At 69.6% G+C, this 15,245-nt stretch carries 8 protein-coding genes and 1 pseudogene; 7 read left to right on the forward strand and 2 right to left on the reverse strand.

The annotated features are described in order from the left end of the window. The first annotated feature begins 46 nt into the window (after positions 1–46). The 5 genes from AB0C02_RS13245 (at position 47) to AB0C02_RS13265 (ending at position 9,596) form a co-directional block, all read left to right on the forward strand. Positions 47–532 carry a hypothetical protein gene (locus AB0C02_RS13245; protein ID WP_357547719.1) on the forward strand — a complete coding sequence of 162 codons (486 nt, stop codon included), beginning with the start codon at positions 47–49 and terminating at the stop codon, positions 530–532. Then, a complete protein-coding gene (locus AB0C02_RS13250; RefSeq protein ID WP_357547720.1) occupies positions 529–3,696 on the forward strand; it encodes a M56 family metallopeptidase in 3,168 nt (1,055 codons plus the stop codon). Before AB0C02_RS13245 ends, AB0C02_RS13250 begins: the two co-directional genes overlap by 4 nt. Positions 3,697–4,050: 354 nt before the next feature. Next, positions 4,051–4,479 (forward strand): hypothetical protein, encoded by a 429-nt coding sequence (locus AB0C02_RS13255; protein WP_357547721.1) that lies wholly within the window; start codon positions 4,051–4,053, stop codon positions 4,477–4,479. Positions 4,480–4,549: 70 nt separating this feature from the next. Continuing rightward, positions 4,550–6,766 (forward strand): hypothetical protein, encoded by a 2,217-nt coding sequence (locus AB0C02_RS13260; RefSeq protein WP_357547722.1) that lies wholly within the window; start codon positions 4,550–4,552, stop codon positions 6,764–6,766. Between the two features lie 43 nt (positions 6,767–6,809). Further along, positions 6,810–9,596: a LamG domain-containing protein gene (locus tag AB0C02_RS13265; protein WP_357547723.1), complete on the forward strand. Its 2,787-nt coding sequence runs from the start codon at positions 6,810–6,812 to the stop codon at positions 9,594–9,596. A gap of 2,036 nt (positions 9,597–11,632) precedes the next feature. On the opposite strand, the pseudogene AB0C02_RS13270 reads toward AB0C02_RS13265, so the two are convergent. Then, positions 11,633–11,761 (reverse strand): annotated as a pseudogene (locus AB0C02_RS13270) (DUF397 domain-containing protein); the annotation flags it as partial. A 20-nt stretch (positions 11,762–11,781) separates the two neighbouring features. Then, entirely contained in the window at positions 11,782–12,510 is a 729-nt protein-coding gene (locus tag AB0C02_RS13275) for a hypothetical protein (protein ID WP_357547724.1), read from the reverse strand. 505 nt (positions 12,511–13,015) lie between these two features. Between AB0C02_RS13275 and AB0C02_RS13280 the strand changes: the two genes are divergently transcribed. Next, positions 13,016–14,302, forward strand: a complete 1,287-nt coding sequence (locus AB0C02_RS13280) for an endo-1,4-beta-xylanase (RefSeq protein ID WP_357547725.1) — start codon at positions 13,016–13,018, stop codon at positions 14,300–14,302. 113 nt (positions 14,303–14,415) lie between these two features. Next, a complete protein-coding gene (locus AB0C02_RS13285) occupies positions 14,416–14,895 on the forward strand; it encodes a hypothetical protein (protein ID WP_357547726.1) in 480 nt (159 codons plus the stop codon). The last annotated feature ends 350 nt before the right edge of the window (positions 14,896–15,245 follow it).

The following is a 15,245-nucleotide window of genomic DNA, read 5'->3' on the forward strand; positions in this document are numbered from 1 at the left end:
AACCGGCCGACTGCTCACGATGGATGCGCGTAGATATCGTCGGCCGGTGTCGACCATCGCTGCCGCCGTACAGGACATCGTCGCCGACATCGCTCCGGAGGAAGTCGACCTGATCCCCACGGTGACGCGCGGCTTCTACGACAGCGCGGCCTCCCGCCGGGCAACGGTGCAGGGCGTCCTGCTCGGCAAGGGCCACGACGCCGCGCTCGGTTTCGGTGCGATCGAGACCGGGCAACTCGTCGCCTCGATCACCCTGATCGTTTTCAACGGAGTCGCGACCAACATGCTGAGTGGGATGACCGAGCGCAAGCTCACCGGGCTCGGACGCTGGGCGGCCCGGCGGCGGCTCGCGCGGCAGCTCACCACGGCGGCGCCGCAGGCGGAGGCAGCGCCGCTGCCGAAGCTCACGCCCACCGAGGCCGACGCCATCGCCGGCCTGGTCAAGCATCTCGCGCGCACCAACGGCCTCTCCGACGACGTCGGTACCCGACTGGCCATCAACCTGGCGGCCAAACTCATCGGTGCGTCGTGACCGAATCACCCGAGCACGTCGTGCCCGATGCTCACGCAGGCGCGGTTACCGCCGGGCGGCTCAGCGCCGCCGACGCGTTCCGGCTGCCGCCCGCGACCGCCGGTCGGTTCCTGCTGCTCATCCTGACGGCCCTGGTCAGTGCGGCGTACGCGTACAACTGGATCTTCACGCAATACCACGTGCGCATCGGCGCCAGCGTCTTTCAATGCGGCGCGCAGGCGTACGCGACCGTGGAGACCGCGACCCCGGCGGAACTCGTCGACACGTTCGACGCCTGCTACCAAGGGGTCGCCCTACGCACCGCCGCCTACCTCACGGCACCGAGCCTCCTCCTGATGATCGTCACGGGGATTTTCTACCTGCTCACGCCCTGGCTGGTGCTGCGCCGCGGCGCCGTGCCGCTGGACCGGGTCGGTGACGTGCCCGCCGTGGCCGTGGTACACGAGATGATCGCGCAGTCCCCCCGCCCAGTACGGATCTACGTGAGCATCGCGCCGCTGGTCGGGCTCGCTCGGACCTTCGGCCGGCTCCCGCGCTACCGCATCCTGCTCGACGCGCGGTTACTGCGGGCCACGCCGCAGGGGCAGGCGACACTCCGGGCGGTCCTGGCCCACGAGCTGGGCCACGTCGCGAACCGCGACGTCGACCTGACCTCCGTCGCCATCGCCGTGTGGTGGGCGTTCCTCACGGTCGTCGCCGCGCCCCTGCTGGTGCTGGGCCTGCTCCGCCCGGCGGGATTCGCGAACCTCGCCTGGCGGCTGGCAATCCTCGTGGCCCTGCTGTGGCTGGTCCGCGTGGCGGTGCTGCGCACCCGCGAGTACTACGCCGACCTGCGGGTGGCGCGGGCGTCCCCCGCGGACGAGCTGGTCGAGGTGCTGGCGACCATCCCGGACCGGCCCGCGATGCCGGGGCTGCGAGGCTGGCTGCGCTGGCATCTGCGATCCGTGCACCACCCGCGCACGAGCCACCGGCTGGCAGTCCTGCGCGGTGCCCCACGACTGCATCAGCTCAGCCCCACGACCGGGGCGGCGACCGGGCTGCTGCTCGGCTTCGGGTATCTGCCCGCCTACTTCATCGTCACGCTCGTCAACCCGTTGGACAACACCGAGCTTCGCGGCTGGATCGTGGCGCTCCTGTTCGGCAGCCTCGTCGCCGGTGTGATCACCGGCATGGTGTGGCGGGCCGCGCAGAGCAGCGTCCTCCTCAATACCCGTCCACCCCGCACCTGGCCGTTCGCCGTGGCCTTCACCCTCGGCGTCCTCGCCGCCCAGTACGCCGCCCCGCCGTTCCCGCTGGTGCTGACCTGGGGGATCCTCGTGACCGCAGCACCCCTGGTGGGTGCGCTCAGCGGCCTCCTGTTGCTTCTGCTCACCCAGGCGTATCTGCGCTGGACGATGCTCGGCGCGCTCTCCCGGCTGCGCCACGGGGCCAACGACCGGCGGGCCTACCGGCTCGGCGTCCTGCAGTCCGCCGTCGTCGTCGCGTTGTGGCTCGCGTTCTGGTTCCTGATGAACTCGCTCATCGTCGACGGCACGCCCAGCCTGCACGCGCTCGGCGTCGTTCTTTTCGCCGTCGCCCTCAACCCCGTACTGCAGTTGACGGTCCTCTGGGCCTGCGCCTACCTCGTGGTCGTCTGGCACGGACCGCGTACCCCGCTGGTATCCGTCCTCGTCCTGAGCGGCGTCCTCACCATCGGCTTCGCGCTCATCGGGATCCCGTTCTACCCGGCGCTCAAGCGCGGCCTCGTCGCCGCGGCGGCCGCCGGCAAGGACACCGCCTTTTACGGCCCGCTGCTCCTGCTCGTCGCCGCAGCCGCCGTCACCGCGTTGCTCGTGGGATTCGTCCACGGCCTGTGCTCTGGTGGTCGCGGCCGTACCGGCGTGGCGCTCGCGTCCGGCCTGCTCGCCCTGATCATTCCCGCGCTCTGCGCGGTGCCGATCGCCTTCGCACACATGACTCTCGCCATCTGCGGCCTCGGTCAGGAAGGATGGTACTGCCTGACCACGACCACCTTCCCGAAGATCATCGAGGGCGGGCGGGTCATGCTGCTGCTCTCCGGCATGGCGATCCCGACCATCCCGGCCGTCCTCCTCGGCAGTCTCGCGCGCAGCATCGCCCAAACCGTCTCCGGCAAGCCCCGAATCCCGCGGCCGGCCCGGGGGCGATCCGCCACCGTCGCGCTCTTCCTGCCCGTCTTCCTCGCCATCACGTTCTACGGATACACAGCGGTGCAGTCCTGGCTCGTCGGGCAGTTCAGCTCGGGCAAGCTCGTCGCCGGATCCGAGGTAGAGGGCTGGCTCAACCGGCAACTCGACAGGCCGGCGACGATGATCGAAGCTTGCACCCAGATAACCAGCTTCGGCCGCGACATCAATCTCACCGACGCGGTCGGCGAGACGTTCGCGCGCCAACAGACCGACATGGTCGTCGTATCGCGCGCCGCGCCCGACCCCGTCTTGCGGAAAATGTCGACCGAAGCGGGCGACGCGTTGCTCGCGGGCGACAACCGCCGGGCTGGCACCGCCCTGCAGGCGATGGGTCAATACTGCATGGCCCTCCCGCCGACCGCGTTCGCCCCGGAGGCGTACGGGCCGGCACCTGACCCAGGCCCCACGCCGTCACCCTCCGCGTCGCCCTCGGGCCCACCGGCGCCGGTCGCACCGACGGTGACGTCGGCGGACGTGGCCACGGCGGGCTGTCCGGGCTGTCGCATCACCGGGCAGTACAGCTTCGCCCACCCCTCCTGGGGACCGGTGACCCTCGTCGTCGCTCTGTCCGATGACGCGCAGTCGGCTCTCCTGGTCTTCGACGCCGGAGGCGCCGTGGTGTGGCAGGCGGACTACGCCGTTCGTTGGGAGTCAGCGGAGCTACCTGCGCCCACGATGGACGCCACCGGCAACGTGTTCGTCATCTTCAATCCCGGCCGGTACGACGGGGTAATCATCCTGCGGCCGATCAGCGGTGGCTTCGAGGACTTCGGCACGCTCCCCGACCCGGACACCGGATACGACGCCCGCTTCTACGGCGCGGTGTTGGCATACGACTCCCGCTCCGGGCAGTATTTCGTCCGTCACGAGGTCAACGACTGCACACCATCGTGCGCGGACGGGACGACGCACGTCACGGTCTACCATTTCGACGGACAGGACTACGTGCCGAAATAGAAGCGAACCCCCAGGCGACCGACGGCTGGGCTGAGCGCGCCCTCGCCGGCGGCCGACTGGTGGTCGACATCGCCGTCTACCCGCCGTTCTTCCTCCTCGCCCGGCTGACCGGCGATGGCCGCTGATCGGGTAACCGACAGGGGGCGGTGTCGCCGCGTTCCACGCCCAACTCTGCCCTTTGACGTGGGAAGACATGGGCCCCAGGCATCAGTTGCGACGCGAAAGTTCCTCATGGCAATCCGGGGTTGACGCTGCTAGCGTCATGCGACGTCCCGCCGGTCGAACGCGGTGACGCCTCCTTCCCCTTATGCCCTGAATGGACGAACCATGACGACTACGGCTACCGCGGGCTTGGTGCTGAGCATCGATGGCAAGGAGGTGCTGCTGGCGCCCCAGGATGTGTCGGACGCGCTCAAGAAGGGCGCGAGGTACACGCTGGCCGAGCCGGTATCGCTCGGTACGCCGGGTGAACTCGTGGGCTTCCTGGATCGTAACTTTGGCGCGTCGGGCTTCTCGATGCCGTCGCTTCCCGACCCGCTGGACTCGATCGCCGACAAGCTCGGAACCCTCAACGTCTCCATCGAGAAGTTCAACCTCACGATTCCGCCCACCAAGGACGACAAGGGAGTGGACCTGCCGCAGGACAAGCGGAAGGCGACCTCCTTCACGCTCGGGATGGCCGCCGTGTGGTCGGACGACGAGGTGATCAACCTGATCGACGACAAGCTGGCGGTCAAGGGCGTGTATCTCCAGGTGGTCAAGGACGACGCACCGAAGGCGTAGCCGCCGCGTCGGCCACACTCGCCACGGACATCGAAGGCAGCGACATGCGCGTACCACCCGCGGGTCAGCGATGACGACGACCAGCACCTTGTTCCTGCTGTACACGCTCGCCTTCGATGCCGGCGGCCAGCCGATTCGGCTCCGTGGATTTCTGGCTGTCGCACCGGGTGAGGCGCGCTTCGTCGTCGGGGCGGACGTGCCGTTCGACGAGATCGGCGGGTCCTCCCCCGAGGCTGTCACGACCCAGATCGACAACCCGCTCGGCCTGACCGGGGTGACGCTGACGGATCTGGCCGCGGAAGGAAGGATCTACCGGCGGCCCGCCGGACCACATGCGGGCGAGACCGCTGTCGACCTCGCGGTGCGAGCCACCGCGGTCTTACCCGGGCTGGGACTGAGGCTGACCGGCGCGATGGTGCTGGAGGACGGCGACGTACGGCTGGTGCTGGTCCAACTGTCCGCCGACCATCCGATCACCATGACCGAGTTCCTCAGCCAGATCCTGGGTGGTGTCGTGCGATGGGCGGCCATGGTGACCGACCAACTCGCGTTCCGCGCCGGGCATCTCTACTGGTTAGAGGTGCCCACGGGAGAAAGGGAGAACTACACCTACGACTATCCGCCGGCACCGGACGCAGCGTCGGTCACGTTCCGGCCCGGCTACCGGGTAGAGGGTACGTTGCGGCTGTTCGGCCGGTACGACTTTGTGGTCTCCCTGGTCGCATCGAACGGCGAGACCACGATGACCACCACCACCCCCAACGCGATCGACGTCTTCGACTTCGTCACCCTCGACCAGCTGGAGCTGGAATTCGCCAACGCGAGCCGTGGCAGCTACCTGCGGGTGCGTACCACGGTGAGCATCCTGCGGACCCCGATCCAGGGGAAGATCCTTGCCGAGTACGACACCGGCCGCAACGTCTTCGCCGGCCGGGTGACGGCGGAGCTGCCCGGCGTCCGCCTGCCCCTCCACGACCATCCCGTCGACGTGCGACTGGGCGTGGCATTCACCTGGGGGCGGGGCGGTGGTGGCGACTCGGGCTTCCGGATCACAGAGATCAGCGGCCTGCCGGATGGCGCGCTGGACATGCTGGACCGGTTTCGTTACCTACTCAACCCACCCTTCGGCTCGTGCGGGAAGATCGTCGAGGAATGGCTCGGCGAGACGCTGCGGGCCCGAATCACCCCGGCGCTGGACGGCAACCCGACCCGGCAGGGCCCCAGCACCATGCGGGTGCCCCTGAAGCTGGCCTACGCGCTAGAGGTAGATGGCCATTCCATCGTGGAAAACTCGATCAGCTTCGCGGCGGTCTTTGACATCCCGGGCAGCCTGGACGAGCTGCCCCGCAGCATCTGGCTGTCGCTGTTCGACAGCGTCGCGGACATCGCTCAGTCGGTTATCGCCCAGCCTGCCACGTACGAGGCACTCGCCTTTGAGGCGGGCCGCCGAGGTGGCGCGTCGGCGTTCGCCCGGTTCATCTGCCGCGCGTTGGAGGAGGCGTTGGAGGAGGTGGCCAAGGCACTCGCGCAGGTGGCCAAGACCGTCGTCGCCGAGACCATCGCGGCCGCGGCCGAACTGGCCGGCGCACTGGTCGCCGTGGCTCTTCTGGGCGTCGCCGCCGTGGTCAGCTTCTTTGAACAGATCTGGGACGAGATCAAGAGTTGGTTCGGCGGCGGCGACAGCAAGAAGGAGGAAGCCCGCGAGCGGGTACGCGCCATCAGGGCCCAGGTGGAGGAGGCGGTCAATGACGTCACTCGACAGATCGACGAGGTGTGCCGGCGGATCACCGCCTCGGCCCTGCGCACCACCCTCGACGACGCCGGCCAAGCGGCCACCACGGTCATCTGGAACGTGCCCGACGCCGATCGACAGGACACCGGGTGCCTCTCCTGCCACCTCCAGTACCTCTCCGGAGAGGCCGGTGACCCGAGCGGGACGCTGCTGCTGGACGTTCCCGACCCGACGTTCCCGGAGGTCCGGCCCGTGGACTTCGGCGCCGACGTCGACTACCGGATGAACGCCCGGATCCAGACCGCCGTCACCGGGATCACCTTCATCCGGCCTCAGGTTCTTGCCAGGATCGACGAGGCTGTTGATCAACTCCGAGGCGTCGGCGACCGCGAGGCCGGGGACTTCGCCGACTACCTGGCGTCCCTTCGAGTCAGGTACGACGGCTACAACCGCGACGGCATCCGGGGCGACTGGGTGTACGCGACGACGGACGTACCGACGTGGCTGACCATCGGTCGGAGCCGGGTCGGCTTCAACACCCGCCTCTCCACGTGAGCACCAGGCTGCGCGCGGACGGCATGCAGGAAAGGACAGGAACGTGACCGACGGCCCGCCACCGCTGATCCTGCGGCCGGTCTACCAGAACAATCAGGTGCTCAAGGTGGACGACTTCGTCCGCGAGCAGACCCTGCACGTCGCCAGCCGGCAGTTGCAGACCGGCGTCCTTTTCAGGCCCGGGATCCTGACCGGCTTCACCGTCACCCCCGGGCCGTCGCCGGCCGGCACGGGCGCCGTCGCGAGCGTGACGGTGTCGCCGGGGGCGGCGCTCGACGACCAGGGCCGGTTGATCCTGCTGGTCGACCGCGCCGAGTTCGAGGGGGCCGCAGTTTCCGCAGTCGGCGGCCAGTTCACGCTGCCGCTGCACGCGCCGCGTCCCGTCTCCCCCGGGGAGCAAGTCAGCGTGCAACTTGTCGTCGGGTTCCGCGAGGAGCCGGTGCCCGGGGCAGCCAACCAAGCCCGGCCGGCACCCGTGTTCTCGCTGGTCGTACCCCAGCGCCAGGAACCGCCGGAGTCGGTCATGCTCGCCGAGGTGACCCTGACCGCCGCGGGCGCTGCCGGGCAGCCCGGAACGCCGGGCGACATGCCCCTGGCCGTCACCGTGGACCCGGCGGTCGGGTGGACGGCCACGCTCAGCCCAGGACGGCTTCCGCCGATCGACGCGAGCCAGATCACCTCCGGGGTGCTCGACCCCGCTCGCGTTCCGGCGACGCAGCCGGACGACGGTCCGATACCGGCGGAGCGGATCGTCGGCCCGCTCGGGCCGGAGCAGATCCCTGCGCTGTCGGAGATCCTCAACCGGCTCACCGCTGTGGACGACTTCGTTCGCGAGCAGCCCGCGCATGTCGCGAGCAGCCAGTTGCAGACCCGTGTCTTCTGTACGGATGGCGTGCTGACCGGGCTCACCGTCGCCCCCGGCCCGTCGCCCGTCGTCGTCGGCGCCGTCCCGAGCGTGACGGTGTCGCCGGGGGCGGCGCTCGACGACCAGGGCCGGTTGATTCAGCTCGTCGAGCACGCCCAGTTCGAAGGGGGCCCGATCACCGCGGTCGACGGCCAGTTCACGCTGCCGCTGCCCGCCCACCTGGCTCACCTCACTCCCGGGGAAACCGACGGCCGGCTGATTGTTATCGGGTTCGGCGAGGAACCAGTGCCCGGGGCGGCCGACCAGGCCCGGCCGGAACCCGTGTTCTCGCTGGTCGTACCCCAGCGCCAGGAGCTGCCGGAATCGACGGTCGTGCTCGCCATGGTAGGGGTGACCGCTGCCGAGGCGGCCGAAGGGTCAGAGGCGTCCCTAACCGTCTCGGTGAACACGACGGTCGGGGGGATGGCGAAGGTCAGGCCCGATCGGCTCCCGCCGATCGACGCGAGCCAGATCACCTCCGGCGTACTCAATCCGGCGCGCGTCCCGGCGCCACAGCCGCAGCCCGACGTCGGTCCGATCCCGGCGCAGCGGATCGTGGGCCCGCTCGGGCCGGACCAGATCCCCGCGCTGACGGAGATCCTCAGCCGCCTCGCGGCCCTGGAACAGGCGGCGCCGACGCCGCCACCGGTCCCGCCAACCCCGACGTTCCGCGGCCTCTACTTCAACGGTACGAACGCCAGCGTCGACCTGGGCACCCCCAGCAAGATGGAGAAGTTCCCGGCGCTGACCGTGATGGCCTGGATCCGCCCAGAGGCCAGCGACGGCATCCGCAACATCGTGGCGCACGGCTACACCGACCGGCCCCGCGCCGAGATCTACTTCCGCCTCAACGACGGGCGATACCAGATCGGCTGTTGGGCGCCGGACTCGTTTGCCGAAGCGCCGATCCCCGTCGGCGACCTGGGGCGGTGGGTGCACCTGGCGGGCAGCTACGACGGCGCGACGTGGCGCCTTCACCGCAACGGAATCCAGATCGCCAGCACGGCCATGCCGGTCGGCCCACCGGACGTACCGGCGCCCTGGTCGATCGGCGCCCGAGGTCCCGCGACCGAACGCTTCTTCCAGGGACACATGTTCGCCGTGTCGCTGTGGAGGGCGGCGCTGGACCCCACCGAGATCCGCCGATGCATGGTGGGCCTCCCCACGGAGCAGCCGAACCTGGTCGCGTTCTGGCCACTGGATCCGACCATTCCCGTCCCGCCGGAACCAGTGCTCCTGCCGCCGCCCTTCGAACCGCCCGGGATCGTGCAAGGGGTCAAGCCGGCTGTCATGAAATTGAACTTTCGCCCGCCCGAACAAGGATTCAAGCCAGCTCTGGTCCCGGTGCCCGCCGAGCCCAGGATTCCCGCCAACGCCATGGTGGCGGATCTGGGGCCGGGTCGCCCTGCGCCGGGGACGTTACGCGGGGCTGAGTGGCGGACGGTGGAGCCACCCCCGACGGTCGTGCCGCAGTACGTCGTCCGTACCCGCTGGCGGCGGCTCGCCGGAGTCAGCGCCGCGACCGCACTCAACGCCGCCCGCGGCGACGGCTGTGCCCAGGGAGCCTTTCCCGCCGTGGCCACCCTCGTGGCCGCCGGCTACAACCTGCCCGAGGCCGTCGCCGCAGCCGGAACCACCACGCCGGGTGAGCTACCCGGCGACCTGGCACGGGTGCTCACCGACCCGAGGGCGCTCGCCGTCTCGCTGAACCGGGCCGGGGTTTCCGGCGGTGAGGCGTTGCCCATCCTCGCGGGCTGCTGCGCCACGACGCCACCGGCCAGTCAGCTGAGCGCCTCCTCGGCCGCCGGATACCTCCCTGGCGACTCATGGATGTGGCCGTGGCGCTCTACGTCGACCTGGACCCAGCCGCCGTGCAGCAACTCCTCGGCCCCCTTGGAGAGAGAATCCCATAGGGAGTCTGGATAGGCTGATCTTGGTTTCGATCCGACATCGGCCCGGGTCTGGGCAGGCCAGCCGCCTGACAGGCCGGGTGCGGAGGACTCGTTTGGGGCCTCGTCTCGCGGACACCCCCAAACGAGCCCCCAATGCCGCACCCAGCCGAGCCCCCAAACGCGGGCTGACAAACGCAGCGCCAGCGGACACGGGCCTTGGCCTTGTTGGCGGACAGCGGTGTCGCGTCGGGATACGCACGCGGTCGCGCGTACGCGTTCTGAAGCTCCCGCGCCGCTTCCGCTCCTCGGCGCGTTGGCCGCACCTGCGGTGCGGGGTCGGCGCGCCATCGGGCATCACGCATGGTGACCGCCGTGGCTCGGGAAAGACGGGATCGATCATCAGCCAGGCACCCTGGTGATCACCACGACGTCGCGCATGGCGGTAACGGCCCATCCGAATTGTCCACAAATTATGCTCATCACGAGTGACGAAACGTGCTCATGCCGGGTGCCGTTCAACAACCGCCCCCGGCCATCGCGGCGGCGGTGAGTGGCGTCCTTGATGTCAGCACCTGTCCGGTCAGATCCGGTCAGATCCGGTCAGGTTCTGTCAGGTCCGGTCAGGTTCTGTCTGGTTCTGTCTGGTTCTGTCTGAACAGCGGGGCCTGCTGACAGCGGCGCTCGCTCGCCTCGCAGGGGCGGCGCGGTCTGGACCGGAATCGCGGATCGCGGTCCTATCACGCAGAATCCCGGTCTGACAGGTCGCGCGGAGCTGGCCGAGTGTGGTGTGGCATCGGCACGCAGGAGGTGCACGAGCGCGGAGGCGGCGGCGTCGGACAGGTGGTGCCCGTCAGCGCGTAGCCGTCGGACGAGGGCCTTGCGGGACAGCGGTGTTCCGTGAGCGGCCAAGACTTGGCGGCGATCCGGCAATGCCTGTCATCCGGTCGCTGCCGGCGGGCTTCGTGCGGTGGTCGCCGGCGCCACCGCCCGCCAGGGCTGAGGACGACGGCTCGCGCTCACCGTCCAGGTTCTCCACCCCATTTGGTGACGATAGGCCCGTCCCCGTTCCGCTCTCGTCCCGGTCCCGGTCCCGGTCCCGGTTCCCACGTCCCCCGTCCCGGCCCCGATCCCACGGTCCCGCTCCCCCACCGTCCCCGTCCCGCTGTCCCCGTCCCGCTGTCCCCGTCCCGCTGTCGCCGCCCGAGTCCAACTCCCGTCCCGTCGCCCCCGTCCCGTCTGCGCCCTCGTCCCGTCCCGGTCCAAGTCCCCGCCGCAGTCCCCGTCCCGCTCTGCCCTCCGCGTCCCGGTCCCCGTCCACCGTCCCCGTTTCTGCCTTCATCCCACGACCGACCTCGCCGTCCCCGTTCGAGTCCCGGTCCGGCCTCCACAATCCGCCCGTCCCGGGTTCGGGCAGCGTCCGCGACCGGTGGGCTGGTGTCGCCGGCCGATGGAAAAGGCCGGGTCAGGTCCTGTGAGGTCGTGTCAGATCCCGTCAGACGGTGGGGCTTGCTGACAGAATCGCTCGCTCACCGCACCGGGAACGGCTCAGCCTGACAGGAATCGCAGGTCGTGGGCCCCGTCCCGCGGTGTGCCGGCCTGACAGGCCGGGCGTGAGATAGTCGGCTGCGGCGGCGGCTTCGACGCGAAGGACGTGCTCGAGCGCGGCAGCGGCGTCTGGGCTGCTGGTGCCCGTCAACGCGTAGCTGTCAGGTGAAGGCCTCGCGGGAAGCGGTGTCCCGTAAGCGGTCACGGCCTGGGCTGCGGCTCGGGCGGCCGGGACCAGAGCGACGACTTCCGGGCCTCGGTCCCGGAGTGGTGGTAGTCCGCCGAGTGCCGCCCGGGGCCGCCGAACATCGTCGGAGACCGCGAACGCAGCCCGGGAGCGCCGAGCGCTTGTCTGTTGGGGCAAGTACCGCGATGGCGGTGGCCCGGACTGCGGCAGCGGCCGCGGGGACCGGCAGAGGTGGTCCGGGGTCCGGCTTGCGAGTATCCGGGACCGAGGCGTGACCGCAACCGCTCGCTCATCAGCGCGATGAAGGGGCCACGCGGACGAACGGAGCCCATGAAGCGGGGGGTGAACGTGAGGACCGGACCGTCGCGGTCGTTCCTGCCGCGTACGGCAACGACGCCCGGTAGGTTGTCGGTTTCCTCGACCCCGTTGCCGGCGTCGCCGCCACTGCGGGTGCTGGTGCGCCAGTGACGTGCTCCTGCGCCTGTCTCTAGAAGCGCTCGCCGTACACGTCAGTCAACTCCAGGTACGCCTCACGAACCGTGATGAGGGCGCTCGGATCGTCAGCGGCGTTCTCGGCAGCGATGGCCGAGAGCTCGAGTGCGGTCTGGATCCGGGACAGTTCCGCCTCGGTCTCCTCCCACAGCGCTGACGCCTTTCCCCGCTGTTCGGCCAGCGCCTGGGCGGCGGGACTGTTCGGCACTGCGTTCGGTCCGGGCTGCTGCTGGCGGACGACCCGAGGGCGAACCTGCTGTCGACGGCTGAGAACGTCGGCGGCCTCCCACAACACCTGTGCGATCAGCCGCCCGCCCTCAGCCGGCTCGATCACTCTTTCGACGGCAGGGAGGGCACGGCCGGCTCGCTCGGCCAGCCTCACCAGGCCACGGAATTCCTCGCGCTCCTCCTGCCTGTACAGCGTCAGGTGGAGCGCCGGGTACGGCGCCTGCTCCGGTGCCACCACCTGGGAAGGCACAGCCTGCGTCATCGCCGTCGCCGAGCCGAGCCCCAACACCAGCACCGCCAGGACGAAGACCGCCAGCGGCGGCATACCGCTGAGGAACAGCGCCAAGGCGCCGATCAAGGTCAGCGTGGCGAGCACGATGACGCCGGCGACATTGGGTGGCTTCTGGGGCACCGGTACGGCGCGCAGGTCGGTGATGCTTCCCCACTCCTGCTTGAGCGGCGCCCGGGACACCTTGAGCGGGGCGAGGGCGACCACCGTCTGCGAGTCGTCTGCGGCGATCCAGAGGTGGAAGGGGGGCTCGGACGGGGGCACCGGTCCTCCTCTCGGCAGGGGTAGGGAAGTCAGGGATGCCCTTGCGGCGGCGGATCATCTGTTAGGCAGCAGATGCTACGCGGTCGCCAGGACGGTGCGAGCTGGCCAACGTCCATGAGGACCAGCAGCCGCGACACCGCGCCTGCGGGCACAGCATGGGTGAGTCCGCGCTGGCGTGTGGGCTGCTCGTTGAGGTCGCACACCCAGTCAAGGGCCCCGATCATGACACATTGGAGCGCGTATGAATGAGGGGTTGGTCGGCGGCAGGATTCGATTCGCACAACTCGAACGGGCAAGCCAACGCCTGCTGTCGGCCCTCTTCGGCAAGATCATTTTGGCCATCCGAAATTACCGAAGCCCCGATCGACCCTCTTGGCTGGTCCCCGGTCGACGCGCGATCATGCGGGAAGCATGATCACGATCCCGCACCCGGCGAAGGAGAAGCGGCATGTCTGGCAGCAGCTTGCGGCACCGTATGGGCAGGACCACCCTCGTCCTCCGCGGGCCTGACCGCAGGCCGCTCGCCGACCAGGTTGTGACGGTTGCCCAGCAACGGCACTCCTTCGCCTTCGGCAACATCGGCTTCGACTTCGTCGGCCTAGTCGGCGGCCCCGAGCCGGAGGCGGCCGCGGATATCGAGGGCTTTGGCGGCACGAACGACGGGGACCTGGATCGGCTGGGCGACTTGTGGCTCAACCTCTTCAACACCGCGACCCTGCCGTTCTACTGGGGCAGCTACGAGCCGCGGCGCGGCGTCGTCGACGCAGCGCGCCTCAGGAAGACGGCGCGGTGGTTGGCCGACCGCGGCGTCACGGTCAAGGGGCATCCGCTCGTCTGGCACACCGTGCAGCCGCCGTGGCTGCTCGACCTCGACCTCGATGAAGTCGAGCGACTGCTGCGGGCCCGGATCCGTGACCTTGTCGGCGGGTTCGCGGGACTCATCGACGTCTGGGACGCGATCAACGAGGCGGTCATCATGCCCGTCTTCGAGAACGGGGACAACGCGATCACCCGGCTCGCCCGGGCCCGGGGCCGCATCTACGTGGTGCGGATGGCATTCGAGGAGGCTCGCGCGGCCAACCCGGCAGCCACCCTGGTGCTCAACGACTTCGACCTCAGCTCGGCGTACGAATGTCTCATCGAGGGGTTGCTCGAAGCTGGCGTCGGCATCGACGCGATCGGGCTGCAGACCCACATGCACCAGGGGTACCGGGGCGAAGAGCACATGCAGCACATGCTCGACCGGTTCGCCCGATATGGTCTGCCGCTGCACCTGACCGAGACCACGCTGGTCTCCGGCCACCTCATGCCACCCCACATCGAGGATCTCAACGATTACCAGATCCCGGACTGGCCGACGACCGCCGAGGGCGAGGCCCGGCAGGCCGAGGAGGTGGTGCGGCACTACCGGTCCCTGGTCGCGCACCCGGCGGTCCAGTCGATCAACTATTGGGGGCTCACCGACAACGGCGCCTGGCTCGGCGCGCCCGCCGGCCTGATCCGCGCCGACGGCAGCCGCAAGCCGGCCTACGACGCGCTCGAAGCACTCGTCAACGGCGAGTGGTGGTTGCCGCCCACCGACATGCGCACCGACGCCAACGGCACGGTCACCGTGGAGGGATTCCTCGGGGACTACACCATTTCCGTCGGCGACCGGACCGAGCGGTTCAACCTCGGCCCCACCCAGACCACGGCAACCCTGGACCTCGACCAAACCGCCGACTACCGACGGTGATCAGCACGACCGGCCCGTCGGCCCACCGTTGAGTAGCCGTGCTCAGGACCCCGTCCCAGCAGCGCCCGCATACTTTCCCAGTCGCTTGCACGAGCCCGGGAAGGCGGACACAGATGACGAAGCAAGGCCGCACGTCGATTCTCATCGCAGCGCTCGTATTGATCCTGGCCACGCCGGTCGCGTCCTGGTGGCTCATCGGCGACCTCAGCAACGCGGCGGCTCGCCAACTCGCCGCCGAGGGCGTCGAGCTGGACTACGTGATCCGGCCGCTGAGCCTGGGTCCCGTGGGCGACCGCATCGTCGGCCTCCTGGCCTGCATCGGCGCGCTCGGCGCGCTCGCCTGGTTGATGTGGGCCACCCCCAGCCGACGGCTGGATTCCCGGTGGTGGTGGGTGCTGTTGCCGCTTGTCGTGGCCGGCGTCCTCGTCGGCTTCGGCTGGCGGGTACTGACCTCCGGGGCACTCAGCGCGAACATCGGAGCCGGCCTGACCGTAATCTTTGGTGGCCCGCTGCTTGCCGCCCTGCTGCTTGCCGCCGCCGTTGCCGCAGTACACATGCGTCTGGTCAGGATGCGGCGCAACAGCAGTCGTTGAGCCGGCCGCGGCGGGTCAGGCAGGGACGGCGCGCTCTGACCGGAATCGCGGGTCGTGGTCTCCGTGGGCCGGGACGGAACCGTCCTCGTCGTACGCGTCGCGGACGACCGCCGACAGGACGCGCCCTGTCAGCCAAGGTCGTAGGGATCCCGAGCAGCCAGTGCCTCAGCGTCCGACAACCCATGGCGGCTGGCGACTCGCCGTCGCATCCGGACCTGGGCGCTCGTTCGTGGCCGAAACTTCGACTCCCGCGAACACCCGCACGCCTCGAAACCCTCGTAGCGCAGCCCCGCCCCAAGAACTGCCGCAACCGCAGCCCACCCGGAGTCGTTCCGCCGCCGGGGCGCCGC

The sequence above is a fragment of the Micromonospora sp. NPDC048999 genome, assembly GCF_040649295.1.
Lineage (GTDB): Bacteria > Actinomycetota > Actinomycetes > Mycobacteriales > Micromonosporaceae > Micromonospora.

Bases quoted from the DNA above. Each gene is read 5' to 3' on its own strand.
- AB0C02_RS13285 (WP_357547726.1), top strand. From the start codon at position 14,416: ATGACGAAGCAAGGCCGCACGTCGATTCTCATCGCAGCGCTCGTATTG.
- AB0C02_RS13280 (WP_357547725.1), top strand. From the start codon at position 13,016: ATGTCTGGCAGCAGCTTGCGGCACCGTATGGGCAGGACCACCCTCGTC.
- AB0C02_RS13260 (WP_357547722.1), top strand. From the start codon at position 4,550: ATGACGACGACCAGCACCTTGTTCCTGCTGTACACGCTCGCCTTCGAT.